The organism is Nostoc sp. FACHB-892 (assembly GCF_014698795.1).
Lineage (GTDB): Bacteria > Cyanobacteriota > Cyanobacteriia > Cyanobacteriales > Nostocaceae > Nostoc.
The window spans coordinates 153,835-173,824 of sequence record NZ_JACJTR010000002.1 but is presented as its reverse complement, the minus strand read 5'-3'; the positions used below and the strand labels follow the sequence as shown (position 1 = coordinate 173,824).

Sequence of the window (19,990 nt, the reverse complement as noted above, 5' to 3'; positions counted from 1 at the left end):
AACATTTGACTATTCATTGTTCACTTTCAAAGGTTAATCTTTAGACCTTAACCCTCAGTAGCCCACCATTAATTGCTATGGATACTTCTGAAAATCAAGTTTCAACGGTTGAAACCCAATCAGATAGTTCTGTGCCTTCTGAGTTACCACCTACTCGTTCGGGTAAACCTTGGTTCTGGAGATTACTGATTCTATTTCTGGCAACTGGTGGCATTATCCTCTGGCGGATGTTCGCTCCTGGTGGCGCACCACGTTCTTCTGTTGCACAACAGCAAGGACCACCTCCAAAACCAATTGAAACAATCTCTCTGGCAACTGGAAGTGCTACAAGAAGTGTCCAGTTGTTGGGACAAGTAGAAGCCACTCAGCAATCAACAATCCGCGCTCAAACTAGTGGAATTGTCAAACAAATTTCAGTGCAACCAGGCGATCGCGTGAAAGTAGGAATGGCGATCGCTTTACTGGATGATACCGATCAGCAATTGGCAATTAGCCAAGCACGAGCGCAACTGGCACAACAACGAAGTAATCTGGCACGTTTGGAAGTTGGTACTCGTCCTGAAATCATTGCTCAACGGCAAGCGGCTGTCACATCTGCTAAGGCGCGAGAACTGGAAGCACAAGATAACTTGAAACGTACTAGCAATCTTGTTAAAGAGGGTGCTTTATCTCAAAGATTGTTAGTGGAAGCCCAAGCACAATTAGCTAACATCCAAGGAGAACGTCTAGAAGCCGAGGCAGAACTTGCTGAAGCGAAAGCTGGGCCGATTCAAGAAGAAATTGCCGCTCAACGAGCAAATGTAGAAGCAGCAAAAGCCACCTTAGCTCAAGCAGAATTAGCGCGGCAGCGAACTCGAATTTTGGCATCAGAATCGGGTATAGTGCAGACTCGCCATATCAGTAACGGTGATTTGGTACAAAGTTCTGGTCAAATTGTCACCTTGGTAGCAGGCGATCGCTTCGATATTTTCCTAGAGTTACCCGAAGAACTCAGTGGTAAAGTTACCCCAGGGATGACAATCGATCTCACAACTCGCGCTCTCCCGCAATGGAAACAACGTGCCACGATCACTGCTGTAGTACCTTCTGCTGAGACTGCTTCTCGTCGCCAGCGTGTGCGTGTCCAAATTAACAAGCCACCATCAGGATTAATACCAGGAATGGCGATCGCAGGCAACTTAAATATGCCCTCGAATCGCTCTAGCTTTGTAGTATCACGAGATGCATTAACCAGAAGGCAAAACGAGTGGTTAGTTTTTGCAGTTGCAGATGGCAAAGCTAAACAAATTCCAGTCGAGATGGTTTCTGATATGGGTAAAAATGTCGCAATTTATCATCCCAACTTACGTACAGGTCAACGCGTTGTGTTACGTGGTGGTGATGGATTGCAAGATGGTGCGCCTGTAAAGATAGTTGATCCAACCTGAAGGAGGCAGGAGGCAGAAGGCAGGAGGTTGTAATTTAGATGAGGCTTCAACCCAGTCTAATTCCAGTCCACCAAATCGTCCTACCTCTCTTGTTAAAACATAGGTTGCACCACACTTCCATAGACTTCTTGCAGAAGTCGGTTAAAGAGGAAGAATCATCTCTTTCTCCTTTAGCCTTTCCTTCTTCAAAATACTGGAAACCCAGTTTAAATTAATACAGTTCAGTTAGGAATTTCTTTCTTCGCGTTCTTCTCTGACGAGACGCTGCGCGAATGCGTCTACGTTAAAAAATTTACTTTAACAAATAGTGAAGCATTAACTGAACCGTATTGCATTTTAAATATGACTTTCTCAATTACGAATTAATATGAATTTTATTGAAACCGCCGTTCGTTGGCGACATGGAACTTTTGTTTTGTTTTGCTTGCTAGCAATGTTCGGGGTATTCTCTCTACTAAACTTACCCCTAGAATTGCAACCAGGAGGCGATCGCCCTGAAATTACGATCACAACTACCTATCCCGGCGCAGGGCCAACAGAAGTAGAAGACCTGATTACCCGCCCCATTGAAGAACAGATGCAAGAGGTGCTAGGTGTCCAAGAAATTAGCAGTACTTCTCGTGCTGGACGCAGCAGCATTACCTTAGAATTTGCTCAGGATGCTAACGCTAGAGAACGGATGATAGATGTTCTCAACCGCTTGCAACAGGTGGAAAGCTTGCCACCAGAAGCGCAGGAATCGAATGTAGAACTGGTGGGTGGTAACAGTTCACCGATGATGTGGATTCCGTTTGATACCAAAGAAGGATTTCAACCAGATGCAGACCGTTATCGGGACTTAGCAGACGAAGTAGTGATTCCTCGTTTGCGGCGAGTCGAGGGAACTGGGCAGTTTTTGTTAGTGGGTGGACAAGAACGAGAAGTCGAGGTGAAGGTTGATCCGAAAGCATTAAGCGATCGCAACCTCGCAATTGGGGATGTAGTAAGAGTTCTTCAAGAAAACAACCGTGATATTCGGGGTGGGCCATTAATTCTCGGACGACGCGAATATCGAGTCCGCACAATCAGCAGATCGCAAGATTTATCGCAAATTGAAGGGTTTGTGCTGCGACGCGACCAATCGGGCACAGTTTACTTGCGAGATGTAGCAAAAGTACAGATGGGACGCAAACCCCAAGATAGTGCGTTGGTGTTCAACGGCAAGCCTGGGGTAGCAGTCGGTGTAATTCGGCAAATTGGGGCAAATGTGCCAGAGGTGGCTAAAGGCATTCGGGCGGAAATTGCTGCACTGCAAACTGAATTTGATCGGCAAAACCAAGGTATTCGCTTTGTCTACAACTATGACGAAAGTGAGTACATTAATCAATCGGTAAGTTTCGTTAGAGAGAACTTGATCAGTGGAGCATTACTAGCAACTATCGTCTTACTTCTATTCCTTGGCTCAATGCGAACTGTTGCTGTAGTTGCAATCACCATTCCTATCGGTACAATTATTGTGTTCATTGTCATGTCTGCATTGGGACGCACATTGAACATCATTAGTCTAGCTGGACTAGCATTTTCTGTGGGTATGGTTGTAGATAACTCGATCGTTGTGATTGAGAATGTCTTCACCCATATGCAGCAAGGCAAAAGTGCCATGCGGGCAGCCATTGAAGGTACGCAAGAAGTTTGGGGGGCAATGCTTGGTTCTACCTTAAGCAACATAGTGGTTTTTGTACCACTGTTAATGGTGACAGGTGAAGCAGGGCAACTCTACACCGATATGGCGATCGCTCTTTCTGCCTCTTCTCTATTCTCGCTATTTGCGGCATTAACTTTAGTCCCAATGCTATCGGGATTGTTCCTCAAACAATCAGAAGCCATGCAAATGATGCAGGGTGGTGAATATCGGGGCGGTAATTGGTTTGAGCGAATGGTAGCTAAAACCTCTGCGGTGTTTCGTCATTTTCAAGGCAAACTGGAAAACTTTCTCGCCGCTACTGTTAGTTGGTCACTAGGACGTAAGCGTATTGGCCGTAGGTTAATTGTGCTGTCGATTCCTGTTGTTTTACTCTTAACTAGTATTCTTCTCTTACCACCTGCCGATTATCTACCCGAAGGCAATCGTAACTTAGTTGTTTTGCGGGCGGAACCTTTGCCGGGAACCAGTATCCCAGAAGCGATTCGGCAATCTGAATCTGTGCAAAAATTTCTGCGATCGCAACCAGAAGTTGAGCGCATCATGTATGTTGACCGTCCAGGGGCGCTGCGAGGTATTGCAACTATCTTAAAACCAGAATTTGCCACGACTACGGGACTAGCTGATATGGTAGATCGGTTACGTGCCCAAAGCAGTAACTTTGCTGGATACCGCTTTGTCATCCCAACACGGATTTCTATATTCCGCGATCCGGGTAAAGAATTTGAAGTGGATATTGTTGGGGCTGACTTAAATCAGATTGGTGATTTAGAAAAGCAAATTACCGGGAAATTGCGATCGCTTGCAGGGGTTCAAAATGTACGCTCAAACTTTGTATTGGGTGCAGGTGAATTACAAGTGATTCCCAACCGCGAACGCATCGCGGAAGTAGGACTTTCGGAAGCGGAAATTGGTTCGATGGTAGAAGCAGCATTGGGTGGTCGAGTTGCCTCCGATTACATTGATGGCAAAGAAGAATTAGATGTCTCAGTGGAACTACAAAATACTGCTGTGGAAACGCCAGAGCAGCTACGCCAATTGCCTTTATATGCACAAGGACGACAAGTGCAACTCGGTGATATTGCCGAAGTTCGTGAAACAACGGGAGCCGATGCCATTAACCACGTTGATTTAGAGCGCTCAATTAGCCTCACCGTTTCCCTTGCACCTGATGCCCCTCTTGCTACGCTAGTAGAACGTACCGAAGAAGAAATTCTGAATCCTCTGCGTGCCAGCTTACCAACAGGCTATCGGCTAGAACTGTCAGGTTCAGCAGATCAGTTGGCAACAACCGTTGGTCAATTAGCTGCTGCATTTGCATTTTCAATTTTGATTACTTACTTGTTACTGGTGGCGTTGTATCGCTCCTTCCTGTACCCAGTGGTGATTATGGCAACAGTGCCCATGGGTATGAGTGGCGCACTATTGAGCCTAGTAATTGCCAACATGATTCCGGGAATGAATGTGGCATTGGATATGATTACAGCCTTAGGATTTGTGATCCTTACAGGTGTGGTTGTTAACAACGCGATTCTACTAGTTGATCGCGCCTTGCAACTCCAGCAAGCAGGTGAAGATTTTGATGCATCTTTATATAATGCGACAAGTGATCGCTTACGGGCGATTTTCATGTCTGCTGGAACTAGTGTATTGGGGATGTTACCGTTAGCAGTTTTACCAGGCCAGGGTTCAGAGTTATACCAGGGGTTAGGCATTGTCTTAACAGGCGGCCTGGCTTTTTCGACGATTTTAACTCCTACTGTTGTACCCGCACTTATGGGTTTACTGTACGATCTTTCTGGACGTAAATCGCTGCGATCGCCAAATGCAAAAAAGCCAGACGAACTAGTTACTAACTAAGTATTGATTTTGTGGGAAAATCGTCAAAAAATTTCATTTGAAGTCGAAATATCCGGCTAATTACCCACATTCCGCAGGTGCGATCGTAAGCTAGAAATTAACATAAAAAAGTTAGAGGTACTATAAGTACCCCTAACTTTGTAGCACTACTGCTTCCGTAACTCTCAAATTATGGACTGTAATTCTACCAATTCTTAAAAAAAGAGTTACAGAAGAGAGAAAATAGAGTCTTACTATTAACCGTTACAACACCTAACCGACTATCGCTTCAGCTTTTTCCTCAGCTTTTTCCTTTACTAGTACATAAGGTTTTTCTGCACCCTGTGCGAGATATTCAGCTAGCTGACTTTCAATTTGATCGCGCACAATTTGACGATACTCTAGAAAATGCTCGTTGTGGGCACAAGCAGCAAGATAATGCTCAATAACTCCAGGGTTACGCTTGAGAATGCTAAACAAATGATGCCAGAACTTCCAACGGGTTTCCCGTTTGATGCCTTGTCGCCAAATTACAAGTAACAACGCTTTCACAACCACCCACTCTGGCATTTTTGCTGGCGCTTTCCAACTCGGTAAACCCATCATTAAGAAACAACGATAGGTGCGATCTAAGTACTTTACTGGGTCGTATAAAGTACAAAATGCTTCAATATATTCTCGTGCAAGTTCTTCCAGGGGACGCGTGGGAAGAAAGTTCATCAATGTTGTCTGATTGATGTTACCATCTTGATTTTCCCGCAGTCGCCCTTCTTTTTTGAGGCGATGCCAAAGCGCGGTGTTAGGTAACGCTTGCAACATGGCAAAGGTAGTTGAAGGAATCGCTGCTTGTTCTGCAAAGCGGACAATGCGCTCGCCTGCGCCTGCTTTTTCACCATCAAACCCGATAATAAACCCAGCCATTGGGCGCAATCCGGCTCTGATGATAGTTTCCACTGCCTCAGTTAGAGAACTGCGAGTATTTTGAAACTTCTTAGTCATTTGCAAACTATCCTCATCCGGCGTTTCGATTCCCAAAAACACCGCCGAGAAACCACACTCAACCATCAACTCCAACATTTCTGCGTCTTGCGCTAAGTCAATTGAAGCTTCAGTGTCAAATCGGAAGGGATACTTGTGTTCTGCCATCCAAACTTTTAACTCTTTGAGCAACAATTTCACATTTCGCTTGTTGCCAATAAAGTTGTCATCCACCATGAATACACCCCGCCGCCAACCCAATTCATAGAGGCAATCTAACTCTGCTAACAGTTGTGCTGGGGTTTTGGTGCGTGGTTTGCGCCCGTAGAGAACAATAATGTCACAAAATTCGCACTGGAAAGGACACCCGCGCGAAAACTGCACTGACATCATGTCATAGGCATTCAATTCTAATAAATCAAAGCGGGGTATTGGTGTGCTTGTCACATCAGGTTTTTCCGTAGCGCGGAAAGTGCCGGATGTGTCTCCCCGTTGAATTGCCTCAATAAACATGGGGAGAGTGATTTCTCCTTCATCCAGAATCAGGAAATCTGCGCCAACATTTTCAACTTCGTGAGGTACAGAGGTAGGGTAGGGGCCGCCTACTGCGACTAACTTACCACGTTTTTTTGCTTCCTGAATTTGGTCAAGTAAATCTTGTTTCTGGACAATCATCGCGGAGAAAATTACCACATCCGCCCATGCCCATTCTTCTTCTGTTGCTGGGCGGATGTTGCGATCGACTAGCTTGAATTCCCATTCTTGGGGCAGAATCGCGGCTACTGTTACTAAACCCAGAGGTGGTAATAAAACCTTGCGATCGACTAACTCCAAAATTTTTTCATAAGACCAAAAGGTTTTGGGAAATATTGGATACACTAACAAGATTCGCATGTAGTATCAATCCTCACACTTTGATTGTTATCCCACTCTAACGGAAATAAAGAGCTATTGACTTTTTATTAAATTTGCTCTATTTTATCATTTTGGTTAGCAATGATAGAATTTATACATATTTATTGCAATATTGCCTCATTTTCTCTACTAGCAGAGTGTAGTTAAGTTAGTTTTGGCTGATTTATTATTTTTGATTAGCTTAGTAAGATGTGTTTGCTCTAATGTTAAGAGTGTCAAATAGCCTACTTCACATCCTTAACGCCACTAATTTTTAAAACATCGGTCATGGTTGTACAATAATTTGGCAAGCCGAAGCTATCGGGATTGATGAATTTTTCATAGATGAAATGCCGATAGTTCATGCAAAATCTATCCCAAGCAGCCATGCGAATGCGGAACAGAACAATAATCAAATTAGCCAATGCTATAGATATGGGAATGCGAAAGTAAATCTTTTTGCCCAGATAAGCACAAACTTGTTTCACTGCTTGATTAGCAGTTAATGGTGCTTGACCTAAAACCAGCCAACGTGGTTGATCATTTTTGACAGGATGATCAATTAAATATCGCACTACAGTGGCAATATCTCGTCCGTGGATAAAGTGAAAACTGCCATCTGCTTCTAAAAAGCGAATCAAATCGATATATTTCGTCACTTCTGTAATACCAGATGTGACAGGAGAATAGGGTTTATTGGCATCACCACCCAATACTAAAGTCGGAAATACTGTGGTAATTTTGGGTGCGATCGCTAATTTTTCTTTTTTCTCTAAGCACTCATATTTAGAACGGATGTAATCTGTCCCAATCTCCCCTGCTTGTTGTAACGGTTGATTGTAGCGATCCAAAACACTAGCTGTCGAGAAATAAATCACCTGCTGGCAACGTTCTGGATCTAGGAGTTCCATCAACTCAATAGTTTTGACGACATTAATATCAAATGTCTGCTCACCACCCCAAGCTGTGGCTGTGAGTACTGCTGTATCAATTGTGGATAGCAAATCGGCAAATTGGCGAATATTTTGCATATCACCTTGCAAAACATTGATGCCTGAACGTACCTTAATATCAACTTGTAGTTTATTTGGGTTCCTAACTAACAAATACAGTTCGTGATCTGTTTCCTTAATTAAGGCTTCTGTTAAATAATGACCTACACAACCACTTGCACCAGTCACTAAAATCCGTTTCTGGCTCATAGAAAATTTTTTAAAAGTAAACAGTTAAAAGTAAAGAGTTAAAAATGAAGTTAAAAGTTCCGAATCAGAAGCTATGAATCAAGTTAGGAGCTAGGAGTAAGAAGTTAAGAATGAAAAATAACTTTGCACCTTGCAACTTATAACTTAACAGTTTATAACTCCTAATTCATAACTCCTAACTCATAACTCCTAACCCTTAACTCCTGCAAGATTCAGTTCCTTTGCTGTTTCAAAGAAGAAAGCGACATTTTCTTCTGGAGTTTCTGGTAAAACACCGTGGCCGAGATTGAGAATGTGACCCCAGTTACCAGCTTTGCGAACGGTATCATGAATGCGATCGCGGATAAACTGTTTAGAACCGAATAACACACCTGGGTCAAGATTTCCCTGAACTTTGACTTGTTTGCCCAATCTTGCCCGTGCGTCTGCCATATCCACTGCCCAGTCTACACTGACTATATCAGCGCCAGATTGTGCCATTCTTTCCAATACACCTGCACTACCGCTAACTAGCAAAATCAAAGGTGTCTCAGGATGAGTTTGTTTGATTTGCTGAAAAACTCGCTTCTGATAGGGGAGAGCAAAGGTGTCATAATCTTGAGGACTCAATTGACCCGCCCAAGAATCGAACATTTGCACAACTTGAGCGCCAGAGTCAATTTGGTAGCGGGCATAGATAGCGATCGCATCTGCTAATTTAGTTAACAGTTGATGCAGTATCGTTGGGTCTGAGAATGCCATGTTTTTGATGATGGAATAGGTTTTAGAACCTTTTCCCTCAACTGCATAAGCTGCTAATGTCCACGGCGCACCCACGAAGCCTAACACCGTCGATTTATCGCCTACTTCGGAGCGCAACGCTTGCAAAATTGTCTTAATGAATGGTAGAGCTGCTTCTGGTTCTAAGGGATGCAGAGCATCAATTTGCTCTTGAGTGCGGAGGGGCGAGTGAATGATTGGCCCTTTGCCTTCGGCAATATCCATGTCAATCCCCAAACCAGGTAACGGGGTGACAATATCAGAAAATAAAATTACACCGTCTGGCTGGAAGGCTCTCCAGGGTTGCAAGGAAACTTCAATTGCTACTTCCGGAATTTCGGAGCGATCGCGAAACGAAGGATACTTTTCTCTTAAGTCTCGATATGCTTTCATATATCGTCCCGCTTGTCGCATCATCCATACAGGGGGACGATCTACTACTTCACCACGAGCAGCCCTTAAGAGATGAGGAGTCGTTGAATAAACACCCATTTATTACTTCATCCTAAGTCACATTTTTATGCCACTGTTTAGCTTATCATTCTGGGATTACGCTTTTTCAGCAGGTTTACCTCAAAAGGGCAATCGGGGTCGAGAGAGGAATAAAACAAGAATTAACAATGAAAGTGGAATATAAAAGAATTTCGTCACTCTTTTGTGTTTTCTCCACTCTCTACTCCCCTAACTTTATATGCAAACTGACTCTAACAGTCCCGATCATGTTGCATCTGCTAATAATGAGCCTAACCCAGGAAAGTTTTTGATTCCCCGATCGCAGCGACAGAGGTTCTTTATTCAGTTTACCTTAATGACCCTGATCGGATGGGTTGTAGGTGGCGTTGCTAGTATCGCCTTAGAGAAAATTATTCTCCAAAGCTCACCTAGTGTTGTTATCCAACCACAAACATGGAGTATTTTGGTCAGGAGTATCAGTAACGTTGTATTTGCTGTAATTTTCGCTGCTGACCAAAGCCTTGTTCTTTACCGATATTTACCAGGTTGGCAGTGGTTATTTGCTACTAGCGTCGGTTGGCTGATTGCCAACGGCGTTTCTACAGCCTGGATTAACTATATTTCAACTATTGCCTTATCGTTAAATGAAACTTTATCTCCTGAACAAACTTTTATTTTTGCATTTGTGTCTGCGATCGCATATATAATTTCTGGTATTTGGCTGGGGCTTTGCCAATGGCTGGTACTGAGGCGATACACAACAGGGATTTGGTGGTGGAATTTTTTACCTTCAATCTCTTTCTTATTAATTAGCATTTTAGTTTGGTTGCTTTTTATTGTGCAAAACCTGATTCCAGAAGCCAACCGGAGTCTTATATTGTATTGGAGTGGACAAGGATTGACAGCAATAATCCTGGGAATTATACCAGCAATTGGCTTGTGTACCTTGAAAAAAAATTTACATCGCCGGAGTGAAATTTCTGGGTAAAAAGGAAGCCTTAATTTAGGATTTTCCATTTCTAGGACTTACGCACAGGTAACGGAAAATCAAACCACAGAAGCACAGAGAACACGGAGGAATAAGAGTTTGAGAGGTATTTTGCGTAAGTCCTGATTTCATTGAAAGCGACGGGAAACTCCATTCCCCATACCCAAGAACTCAATTCCCTTGAGTGGGTGGAGTTCTTCATCTAGATTGTTGAGAATCCCATATTGAATCGAGGTTTGCTTGGGCTTGTTTGAGTGCTTTTTCTGGAGGTGCGCCTAGCATAGTGGCTTCGATGGCTCGCCCTAAACTGTCAGACAAGCGACTATAGCCAGGAATGATTGGTCGAGAACCTGATACAGACATTTGGTCAATAAAGACTTTCATGACAGGTTTTTGCTGGAGAAATTCTTGATAAGCCTGACTTTGGACAGATTTGATGTTAACTGGTAAAAAACCCGTCCCCATACTCCATTCTGTTTGGAATTCTTCACTTAAAACATACTCTAAAAATTTGAGCGCGGCTTGCTCTCTTTCTGGCGTAGTCTTCATCAAATAGATATTTCCAGTGGCAGTCACGGTAGCAGGTTTCACACTTGCAGGTATGGGGAATACTTCAAAGTCAACATTGGACTTCATTATATAAGTCCAAGGGCCTGTGATCTGCATTGCAACGCGGCCTGCGATAAAAGCGTCTTCTTCATAACCTCGCTCTGGGGAGGAGAGGGTTGCCGAACCATCTTTTAATATGTCTTGCCAAAATTGTAAAGCTGCGATCGCTCCCGCATTCATCAAATTTGGGCGATTATTTGTTACAATCTCTCCACCAGTGGTCAATAAAAAGGGGAACCAACTAAAGACAGTCCATTCTTCCTTTCCTAAAGGCAATAACATTCCGTATTGTTCAGGTCTGTTATCACCATTTCGGTCTATAGTCAATTTTTTGGCAACTTCCCTTAACTCTTCCCAAGTTTTGGGAATTTGCGTAATTCCGGCAGCTTGAAAGAGTTTAGGTCGGTAAAAAATGCCTAAATTGCTCGTATAAAGTGGGATTGACCAAAGATGACCGTCTAATTTTAATTCCTCCCATAAGTTGGGGCTAATTTCCGACTTCAATGGCAATTTGTCTAGCCATTCTTCTAAAGGTTGAATTGCTCCTAGTTCCATAAACTGGCCTGTCAATTGAGGATCGAATGACAGAATATCTGGAGATGTATTGCCCACAACTGCTGTTAATATTTTTGGCAATTGGGGTTGGCCTATGAAGATAGATTCAACCTGAATATCAGTATGAGTCTGATTAAATTTATTTACTAGTTTGTTAAATACATCCCGATTAGCAGGGGGATTAATTGATTGCCATAAACTCAAATGAATTACTTTATCATTCTTTTGGATTGTCCCCTGACAACCATATAAAAATATACTCAGAATAATTACTATCAGCGAAAGCCGTAAAACAGAATTGGTTAACTGGCGGAAAAAACTCTGAATTTGGGATTGGAACAGGGTAGCTTTCATGCCAAATTCTATCTCAATATTTACGAGGGGTAATAAATCAAAGTGGTATACATTTATTCTAAAATAGAATACGTTGATTTGATTGCAATATAATTTTTTTATGGTAAACTCTACCACGCCTTCTGTCTTAACTAGCTTTTTAGAAAATTCATTTGAATTAAAACATCATCTACAAGGTTTTTTAAATTTAGATCCGGAAACTATAGAAACAAAGTTAGCAGCAGGACAAGAGGAAATAAAGAATTTAGGACACAAAGATTTTAATTGGGAAGAAGCAACTGCTTTCTATCGTGAAAAAGTAGGAGAACTTTATTTATTTGAATTGGGGGCTTGGCATTTATCAAGTTCTGCTTATATTGGAGATATGCTGCGGTTGATTGCAGATCATGCTCAAGGAAGAGTGTTAGATTTTGGTGGTGGAATAGGAACTCATTCCCTTGGCGCTGCTCTTTGCCCAAAAGTTGAGCAAGTCATCTATTATGATATTAATCCGATTAATCGTGATTTTGTTCAGTATCGAGCAGAGAAAATGGGACTAGGCAAAAAAATAATTTGTCCTCTTGAAATCCCTGCTAAAGAAAAATTTGATACAATTTTATGTTTTGATGTTTTAGAACATCTACCAGATCCTAACCAGCAGTTATTAGAATTTTATCAATCTTTGAATTCTGAAGGTAAAATGATAGTGAATTGGCATTTCTTTAAAGGTTTTAATCAAGAATTTCCTTTCCATTTAGATGATCCTAAAGTAGTAGAAACATTTTTTCATACACTTCAGAGTAAATTTTTAGAGGTTTTTCATCCTTACCTGATTACAACTCGCTGCTACCGTAAGCAAAGTTGAATTGAATTGCATATCTTTTGGGTGGAGCCATAGCGAAACCCAATAAGTATGTTGTTTAAATGGAAAGAATGATGTTTAGGAAAATAGATTAACGACGGAAATGTACCATAAATTATTATTTATGTCTACCCCAATGGGTCCTCTAGGTTCAGGATTAGGAGGCGGAGTAGAATTAACCCTATCCAATATTGCTATAGAGATGCTGCGGCGAGGACATAAATTAGAAATTGTTGCACCGGAAGGGTCTATCAGCAATTGTTTACCTATTAGAGAAATTGCTGGAGAACTAATACAGATACCAGCCCAAAATCAGAGTTCTAGTGATCCGATTTTGCTGCATAAAAATTCTGTTTTAGCGAATATGTGGAATTATGCTCGTCAAGTTCAAGCCGATTATGATTTGATTGTTAATTTTGCTTATGATTGGTTGCCATTGTATTTAACACCATATTTTAACTGTGCGATCGCACATCTGATTAGTATGGGTTCTTTGACAGATGCAATGGATGAGATTATTGAACAAGTAGCAGTTAAATTTCCGGGTACTATCGGTGTTCACAGTCAAACACAGGCAGCAACTTTCACCTTTGCAAAACGATGTATTTGTCTGTTAAATGGTTTGGATTTATCTATTTATCAGTTTTGCCAGAAACCGACTCAGAGCTTGGCATGGGTAGGTAGAATAGCTCCTGAAAAAGGACTAGAAGATGCAGTAGCAGCAGCAGAAATCACTGGTATTAAACTGAAAATATTCGGGTTCAAACAGGATGTATCTTACTGGGAAAAGATTTGTCAAGAATACCCTAATGCTCCCATAGAATATGTAGGATTTTTACCAACGGTTGAGCTACAAAAGCAGTTAGGTCAATGTCAGGCACTATTAGTCACTCCTCGTTGGGTAGAAGCATTTGGAAATGTAGCAATAGAAGCGCTTGCTTGCGGAGTACCTTTAATTGCTTATCGTCGGGGTGGTTTAACAGAAATTGTCCAAGAAGGAAAAACTGGTTTTTTGGTGGAACCTGATAGTGTCCAAGGTTTAGTAGAAGCGATTAAACGTTTGGATGAAATTGACCGCCAAACTTGTCGCCAGCAAGCAGAAACTCTATACTCTTTAGAAGCTATGGGCGATCGCGTAGAACAATGGTTCCAAAAAATCCTGAAAAAATGAGTAATATTTGATTTGCGGTAAACTATGACCCAATCGCTAATATTCCCGCATCCCCATCTAAAGTTGCTTTTACACCCACTGGCAATGCAGCATTCGGATTATCATGCCCAAAAGGCAAATCAGAAACAATCGGAATACCCAAATCACCCAAGCGATCGCGCAATACTTCTTCTACACTAAAGCTAGATACAGTTGGCGGCGCTTCACAGCGAGTAAAACCGCCCAAAGCAATACCGCAGACTTGAGATAAAGCACCACTTAAACGCCACTGCGTCAGCATCCTATCGATGCGATAGGGTGCTTCAGTGACATCTTCCAACGCCAAAATTACACCATCTAGATGTGGTAGGATTGGTGTACCTAAAAGGTGAGTGGCCACCGTGAGATTACCTGGTAATAAAGTGCCATGTACCACGCCACCACCCCAACCGCAACCTTTAAGAGGAGCGAGGGGACGACCTTCTACTGAATCGAATAATCGCTCAATTGACCAATCTGGCTCATCTGCTAAAGTCGTCAGTACCGGAGCGTGAACACCAGAAATTCCTGCTATATAAAGGCTCCACAATAAAGCTGTGATATCAGAAAAGCCTATAAGCCACTTGGGAATGACTGAGTTTGGTTGCCAATCCCAATCTTCTAAGATGCGGGTGCCACCAAAACCGCCTCTGGTACAGAGAATACCCCGACAATCGGGATCTTGCCATGCTGCTGCTAATTGCTGACGACGGTTTTCGTCTTTTCCAGCAAGATAACCCCATTTGTCATCTATCTGAGGACTGGCTTCTACCCGATAACCACGCGATCGCCAAATTTCTATACCCCGTTCAAATGCCTCAAATTCTCGCAAAGCACCACTAGGGGCAATTACTCGTAGTAAGTCTCCAGGTTTTAGGGGCGGTGGTAAGATTGGGGATGGCATGAAAAAAGTTATAAGTTAGGAGTTAGGAGTTAAGACTATACCTCATAACTGCTTCTATAATTGGGGTGAGGATTGCACAAACCGAAAAGAAACGTTTGCAGTCAAAGGCTCTGGTAGTGGTTTTACAAATATTTTGTCATGATTATCTGGGAAAATCTCAGACCTATAGGGACGATACAGGTAGATGTATCAATCAGCAGTGCTAGCTTTTTGGGGCAAAAGATAAATACCCCCAGATATTAAAGTTAGGGCCACAGAAATCCAAAAGGAAATCAGAGAGGGAGTTTGCCACACTTCACCGAGAGGTGCAATCAAAAGTGCGATCGCAACTATTTGACTAACAGTTTTGAGTTTACCCCAAATATTCGCCCCGGTAATCGTCGTTTGATTCACCCGCCAACCAGCGATCGCTAATTCTCGCGCTAAAATCAAAAACACTCCCCAAGCTGGCACTTTTCCTAATTCAATAAAAACCAGTAACGGCGCAAGTACCAGAAGTTTATCCACTAAGGGATCGAGAAACTTACCCAATTCGCTAATTTGGTTGAGTTTCCGCGCCAAATAACCGTCTAACCAATCAGTCAATGCAGCAATAAGAAAAATCGCCAAACATATCCACTGAGCTTGAGGTGTAGGATTATATAAACCGTAAAGCAGAAATGGTATTCCCAATAGGCGAGAGAAAGTAATCCAGTTGGGTATGGTCATAATAATTCGTAATTCATAATTCGTAATTCGTAATTCATAAATCAAACTTCAAGATTAACAAGTGTAAAGCAACAAGCAGCCAAGCAAATATGCAAAATCTATGCAGATTAGTTTATCTGAGTGTGGCTGCGTGGGAAAATCTGTTTTCTGTAGCTCTCCTAAAACAATACTATGACTGAACACACAGACTCTCAATTCCGCATCGAACACGATTCGATGGGCGATCGCCAAATCGCTAGTAGCGTTTATTACGGCATTCAAACCCTGCGGGCAATCGAAAACTTTCCCATTAGCGGTATTAAACCTTTACATACTTACGTAGATGCTGGATTGATAATTAAAAAAGCTACAGCAATTGTGAATGGGGAACTAAATTGCATTCCCCAAGATATTAGTCAGGCGATTATCCAAGCAACTGATGAAATCCTAGCTGGGAAGTTCCGAGATCAATTTGTCGTCGATGTTTATCAGGCGGGTGCTGGAACATCCCACCACATGAATGTCAACGAAGTTCTGGCAAATCGTGCCTTAGAAATTCTGGGTGAAGAAAAAGGCAATTATAAACGTGTTAGTCCTAACGATCACGTTAATTATGGGCAGTCTACCAATGATGTGATTCCTACTGCAATTCGAATTGGTGGATTATTAGCATTATCCAAGACATTGCACCCAGCAATAGATGGTGCGATCGCTGCCTTAGAAAACAAAGCTGTAGAATTTCAAAATATCGTCAAATCTGGCAGAACCCACTTACAAGACGCAGTACCCGTGCGTTTGGGTGAGAATTTTCGCGCTTGGGCGCACATTCTTACAGAACACCAAAACCGGATTTACACCGCCTCTGGTGATTTAATGGTGCTGGGTTTGGGAGGTAGTGCAGCCGGAACGGGGTTAAATACTCATCCTTTGTATCGCGCCCGTGTGGTAGAAGTTCTCTCAGAATTGATTGATACTCCTTTAGAACCTGCACCCCATCTCATGGCAGCCATGCAGAGTATGGCCCCATTTGTAAATGTTTCTGGTGCTTTACGCAACTTAGCACAGGATTTAGTCAAAATATCTCACGATTTGCGGCTGATGGATTCGGGGCCAAAAACTGGCTTGAAAGAAATTCAACTCCCACCAGTGCAACCCGGTTCCTCCATAATGCCAGGGAAATATAATCCAGTGATGGCAGAGATGACATCAATGGTGTGTTTTCAAGTGATGGGTTACGATAGTGCGATCGCATTAGCCGCCCAAGCCGGACAATTAGAATTAAATGTGATGATGCCATTGATTGCCTATAACTTGATTCACAGTATCGAAATTCTGGGTAATACCATCGCCGCACTCACCGAACGCTGCATCCAGGGAATTACTGCGAACGAGGAACGTTGTTTAGCTTATGCCGAAGGCAGTTTAGCTTTAGTAACTGCACTAAATACCCACATCGGTTATTTAAATGCCGCAGCTGTCGCCAAAGAATCTTTAGAAACTGGTAAATCTTTACGGCAGATTGTTTTAGAACGAGGATTGATGAATGAGGCAGAATTAGCCACAGTGTTAAATCTAGAACAGATGAGTGGTATTTTACCTCTCAAGGTGGAATAGCTACGATGTACGCACAAGTCGAAAAACTTAATTCACATTAGCTTTAATCTGTAGGGTGCGTTATGGACATTAGTCCTAATGCACCGGAAATCTAGGATGGTGCTTGTCTTGAAAAATACCTGAGTGATTTAATTTGGTGGATCAAAACGATTTACTACTGTAGCCCACAAAATCATTGGTGAACCAACTGCTAAACAAAATAACCACTGCTGCAAGTTTAATGGTGCTGTTTCAAAAACTTCATTAATTAATGGCACATGAGCAAAAATAATTTGCAAAAGAATTGCCCCTAAAATCCCAAAGCCAATAGCAGGAATATCAACGTTCTCTTTGATTGTGCCGTCCATCTTGGCAATCAAATTCGGGATTAATTGACTAATACTCAATAAATAGAATATCCGTCCAGCAATGAGAGCGTTAATCGCCATTGTTCTTGCTAAATCGACATTACCCGTAGTTTGGCGGATATATTCAAATACTCCAAATATGACAATCCAATTAAATAGGGAAATTGCTAAGATTCGTTGTAACCGACTCCCTGAAATTAACGGTTCATTAGGATGACGAGGCGCTTGTTGCATGACGTTTTGCGCTTTTGGTTCAAAGGCTAAAGGCACTGTCATAGTAATAGAATTGAGCATATTTAGCCACAGAACTTGTAAAGATAAAATTGGTAAATCCCTGGCTAGCAATGTGCTAATTAAAATTGTCATTGATTCACCACCGTTGACAGGCAAAATAAAGCAAATTGCCTTAAGCAGATTTTTATAAACCGCCCGTCCTTCTTCTATAGCAGCTTCAATGGAGGCAAAATTATCATCGGTAAGCAGCATATCTGCGGCTTCTTTGGCAACTTCTGTACCAGTACCACCCATCGCAATACCAATATCTGCTTGTTTTAAGGCTGGTGCATCGTTGACACCATCTCCTGTCATCGCAACAATTTCACCTTTTGATTGTAAAGCTTCGACTAAACGTAGCTTTTGTTCTGGGGCAACACGGGCAAAAACTACACCTTCTTGGGCAACTTCGGCAAGCTCTGTTTTATCCATTTTTGCTAGTTCTGCACCTGTGAAAGCCAGAACTGAGCCATTTTTGTTGATGCCCATACGATAAGCGATCGCCTGCGCTGTGATAGCATGATCGCCAGTGATCATTTTGACCTGAATTCCCGCTTCCTGACAGGCTTGTACTGCCTTAATAGCACTCTCACGCGGCGGATCGATCATTCCCTGCAAACCGATGAAAATTAATCCAGTATCAATATCTGAATGATCTAGTGTATTTTGCCCATCGGGTACTACTTTCTTCGCTAAAGCTAATACCCGCAAGCCTTGCCGTGCCATAATATTGACTTCCCGCTCGACGCTGCTTTGCCGTAATGTTTCTACACAATCCAACGGGCGGGGTTGTCCATCAGTGTTCAACATCAGAGTGCAGCGCTGGAGAATTGCCTCGACTGAACCCTTGACATAAATAGTCTTACCTTGGGGTGTGGCGTGCAAAGTCGCCATGTATTGAAAGTCTGATTCAAAGGGAATTCCATCTAACCTCAGCATTTGTTTGGCTAAGGTTGCCTGACTAAAACCTGCTTTGTTTGCGGATGTGATTAATGCCCCTTCTGTAGGATCTCCCATTACTACCCACCTACCATTCTTCTTTTCTAAATGGGAATCGTTACACAGCAAGCCTGCGATTAAACATTCTTGTAAACCTTTATGGCTGTTGAGGTTCACGGATTTGTCATCTATCAGGATTTCGCCTTCCGGTGTGTAACCGATACCAGTGAGAGTATATTGATATCCCCCGGCATAAATTGCCTGTACTGTCATCTGGTTTTCTGTTAAAGTCCCAGTTTTATCAGAGCAAACAACAGTTGCACTCCCTAAGGTTTCCACGGCTGGTAATTTGCGGATAATGGCGTTGCGTCGTGCCATCCGAGAAACGCCTATGGCTAAGGTGACTGTCACTACTGCTGGTAATCCTTCAGGAATCGCACTGACTGTTAAAGCGACTGCTGCTTCTAAAGCTTCTTCAAAACCTCGAAAGCTTAATCCCACCACAAAGCAGAGGGTTGCTAATCCTAACACCATATACAGCCAATTCTGGCTGAATTTATTGAATTTTCTAGTTAAGGGAGTAGAAATATCTGTGTGTTGCTCCATTAACTGAGAAATTCGCCCTGTTTCTGTGGTATTCCCTGTGGCAACTACAACACCAGTACCTTGCCCAAAGGTAACAAAGCCACCCGCATAAGCCATGTTTTTGCGCTCGGCTAGAGCAATATCTGGCTTTAAAGTTTGAGTATTCTTTTCTACCGCTACAGATTCACCAGTCAGGGCAGATTCATCTATTTGTAAATTTTTAACTTTAATTAGCCGTAAATCTGCTGGGACTTTATCACCAGAAGTTAGCAACACAATATCCCCAGGCACTAGCTCACCAGAAGCAATGCGTAATTTTTGACCGTCACGGATGACGGTTGCTTCTGTGGTAATTGCTTTGGCGAGGGCTGCGATCGCACTTTCGGCTTTCGATTCTTGAATAAATCCAATGATGGCGTTGGTGGTAGTCACTCCCCAAATAACACCAGCATTCACCAAGCTGCCAGTTAGCGCTTTTACTAAACCCGCACACAACAAAATAATCAGCAGTGGTTGGTTAAATTGCAGTAAAAATTTTAACCACCAAGGTTTGCTTTTCTTGCCTGTGAGTTCGTTTGCTCCCACTTTTGACAATAAGTGTTTGGCTACTGCATTACTCAAACCATTCTCAGCATCACTATCCAAGTGGGCGATCGTTTCAGAAATTTCCAAAGTATGCCAAACGGTGGATTGTTTTTCTTGGGGTGCAATTAGAGATGCTGCCTGTACCATATTTGCCTCTTATAGTTTAGTGTTATATAAGTTTTAGCACTTATTTTTAGTGCTAAAACTTATATAACACTAATAAAAGATGATTGTAATCATAATTACTTTCAATGCTTGCTCAGTAGTCACGCAAGTGGGTATGCTTG

Annotated in this window: 13 protein-coding genes; 6 read left to right on the top strand and 7 right to left on the bottom strand. The window is 42.4% G+C overall.

Annotated features, from left to right (window positions below):
* Positions 1–77: 77 nt before the first annotated feature.
* Positions 78–1,427 (top strand): efflux RND transporter periplasmic adaptor subunit, encoded by a 1,350-nt coding sequence (locus H6G96_RS03425; RefSeq protein WP_190910148.1) that lies wholly within the window; start codon positions 78–80, stop codon positions 1,425–1,427.
* A 367-nt stretch (positions 1,428–1,794) separates the two neighbouring features.
* On the top strand, positions 1,795–4,968 hold the full coding sequence (locus tag H6G96_RS03420; protein WP_190910147.1) for an efflux RND transporter permease subunit: 3,174 nt from the start codon (positions 1,795–1,797) through the stop codon (positions 4,966–4,968).
* Positions 4,969–5,220: 252 nt separating this feature from the next.
* Here H6G96_RS03420 and H6G96_RS03415 read toward each other — a convergent pair whose 3' ends face one another.
* From H6G96_RS03415 to hemE, 3 genes are all read right to left on the bottom strand, one after another.
* Positions 5,221–6,819 carry a B12-binding domain-containing radical SAM protein gene (locus H6G96_RS03415; RefSeq protein WP_190910146.1) on the bottom strand — a complete coding sequence of 533 codons (1,599 nt, stop codon included), beginning with the start codon at positions 6,817–6,819 and terminating at the stop codon, positions 5,221–5,223.
* A 245-nt stretch (positions 6,820–7,064) separates the two neighbouring features.
* Positions 7,065–8,021: an NAD(P)-dependent oxidoreductase gene (locus H6G96_RS03410; protein ID WP_190910145.1), complete on the bottom strand. Its 957-nt coding sequence runs from the start codon at positions 8,019–8,021 to the stop codon at positions 7,065–7,067.
* 189 nt (positions 8,022–8,210) lie between these two features.
* Positions 8,211–9,272 carry a uroporphyrinogen decarboxylase gene (hemE, locus tag H6G96_RS03405; RefSeq protein WP_190910144.1) on the bottom strand — a complete coding sequence of 354 codons (1,062 nt, stop codon included), beginning with the start codon at positions 9,270–9,272 and terminating at the stop codon, positions 8,211–8,213.
* 199 nt (positions 9,273–9,471) lie between these two features.
* Here hemE and H6G96_RS03400 point away from each other — a divergent pair, with 199 nt between their 5' ends.
* Complete coding sequence (locus H6G96_RS03400) at positions 9,472–10,221, top strand: hypothetical protein (RefSeq protein WP_190910143.1); 750 nt, start codon at positions 9,472–9,474, stop codon at positions 10,219–10,221.
* 198 nt (positions 10,222–10,419) lie between these two features.
* Here H6G96_RS03400 and H6G96_RS03395 read toward each other — a convergent pair whose 3' ends face one another.
* A complete protein-coding gene (locus H6G96_RS03395) occupies positions 10,420–11,739 on the bottom strand; it encodes an ABC transporter substrate-binding protein (protein ID WP_190910142.1) in 1,320 nt (439 codons plus the stop codon).
* 100 nt (positions 11,740–11,839) lie between these two features.
* On the opposite strand from H6G96_RS03395, the gene H6G96_RS03390 reads away from it, so the two are divergent.
* Both H6G96_RS03390 and H6G96_RS03385 read left to right on the top strand, forming a co-directional pair.
* Positions 11,840–12,583, top strand: a complete 744-nt coding sequence (locus tag H6G96_RS03390; protein WP_190910141.1) for a methyltransferase domain-containing protein — start codon at positions 11,840–11,842, stop codon at positions 12,581–12,583.
* A 121-nt stretch (positions 12,584–12,704) separates the two neighbouring features.
* Positions 12,705–13,751 (top strand): glycosyltransferase family 4 protein, encoded by a 1,047-nt coding sequence (locus H6G96_RS03385; RefSeq protein ID WP_347242169.1) that lies wholly within the window; start codon positions 12,705–12,707, stop codon positions 13,749–13,751.
* A gap of 22 nt (positions 13,752–13,773) precedes the next feature.
* Here H6G96_RS03385 and H6G96_RS03380 read toward each other — a convergent pair whose 3' ends face one another.
* Together H6G96_RS03380 and pgsA are read right to left on the bottom strand one after the other, a co-directional pair.
* Entirely contained in the window at positions 13,774–14,673 is a 900-nt protein-coding gene (locus tag H6G96_RS03380; protein WP_190910139.1) for an LD-carboxypeptidase, read from the bottom strand.
* A gap of 189 nt (positions 14,674–14,862) precedes the next feature.
* A complete protein-coding gene (gene pgsA / locus H6G96_RS03375) occupies positions 14,863–15,381 on the bottom strand; it encodes a CDP-diacylglycerol--glycerol-3-phosphate 3-phosphatidyltransferase (protein WP_190910138.1) in 519 nt (172 codons plus the stop codon).
* A gap of 171 nt (positions 15,382–15,552) precedes the next feature.
* On the opposite strand from pgsA, the gene H6G96_RS03370 reads away from it, so the two are divergent.
* Positions 15,553–16,974, top strand: a complete 1,422-nt coding sequence (locus H6G96_RS03370) for an aspartate ammonia-lyase (protein ID WP_190910137.1) — start codon at positions 15,553–15,555, stop codon at positions 16,972–16,974.
* Between the two features lie 128 nt (positions 16,975–17,102).
* Here H6G96_RS03370 and H6G96_RS03365 read toward each other — a convergent pair whose 3' ends face one another.
* Complete coding sequence (locus tag H6G96_RS03365) at positions 17,103–19,850, bottom strand: HAD-IC family P-type ATPase (RefSeq protein WP_190910136.1); 2,748 nt, start codon at positions 19,848–19,850, stop codon at positions 17,103–17,105.
* Positions 19,851–19,990: the final 140 nt, after the last annotated feature.

Coding starts and splice junctions, on each gene's coding strand:
- H6G96_RS03425 (WP_190910148.1), top strand. CDS start 78: ATGGATACTTCTGAAAATCAAGTTTCAACGGTTGAAACCCAATCAGAT.
- H6G96_RS03420 (WP_190910147.1), top strand. CDS start 1,795: ATGAATTTTATTGAAACCGCCGTTCGTTGGCGACATGGAACTTTTGTT.
- H6G96_RS03415 (WP_190910146.1), bottom strand. CDS start 6,819: ATGCGAATCTTGTTAGTGTATCCAATATTTCCCAAAACCTTTTGGTCT.
- H6G96_RS03410 (WP_190910145.1), bottom strand. CDS start 8,021: ATGAGCCAGAAACGGATTTTAGTGACTGGTGCAAGTGGTTGTGTAGGT.
- hemE (WP_190910144.1), bottom strand. CDS start 9,272: ATGGGTGTTTATTCAACGACTCCTCATCTCTTAAGGGCTGCTCGTGGT.
- H6G96_RS03400 (WP_190910143.1), top strand. CDS start 9,472: ATGCAAACTGACTCTAACAGTCCCGATCATGTTGCATCTGCTAATAAT.
- H6G96_RS03395 (WP_190910142.1), bottom strand. CDS start 11,739: ATGAAAGCTACCCTGTTCCAATCCCAAATTCAGAGTTTTTTCCGCCAG.
- H6G96_RS03390 (WP_190910141.1), top strand. CDS start 11,840: ATGGTAAACTCTACCACGCCTTCTGTCTTAACTAGCTTTTTAGAAAAT.
- H6G96_RS03385 (WP_347242169.1), top strand. CDS start 12,705: ATGTCTACCCCAATGGGTCCTCTAGGTTCAGGATTAGGAGGCGGAGTA.
- H6G96_RS03380 (WP_190910139.1), bottom strand. CDS start 14,673: ATGCCATCCCCAATCTTACCACCGCCCCTAAAACCTGGAGACTTACTA.
- pgsA (WP_190910138.1), bottom strand. CDS start 15,381: ATGACCATACCCAACTGGATTACTTTCTCTCGCCTATTGGGAATACCA.
- H6G96_RS03370 (WP_190910137.1), top strand. CDS start 15,553: ATGACTGAACACACAGACTCTCAATTCCGCATCGAACACGATTCGATG.
- H6G96_RS03365 (WP_190910136.1), bottom strand. CDS start 19,850: ATGGTACAGGCAGCATCTCTAATTGCACCCCAAGAAAAACAATCCACC.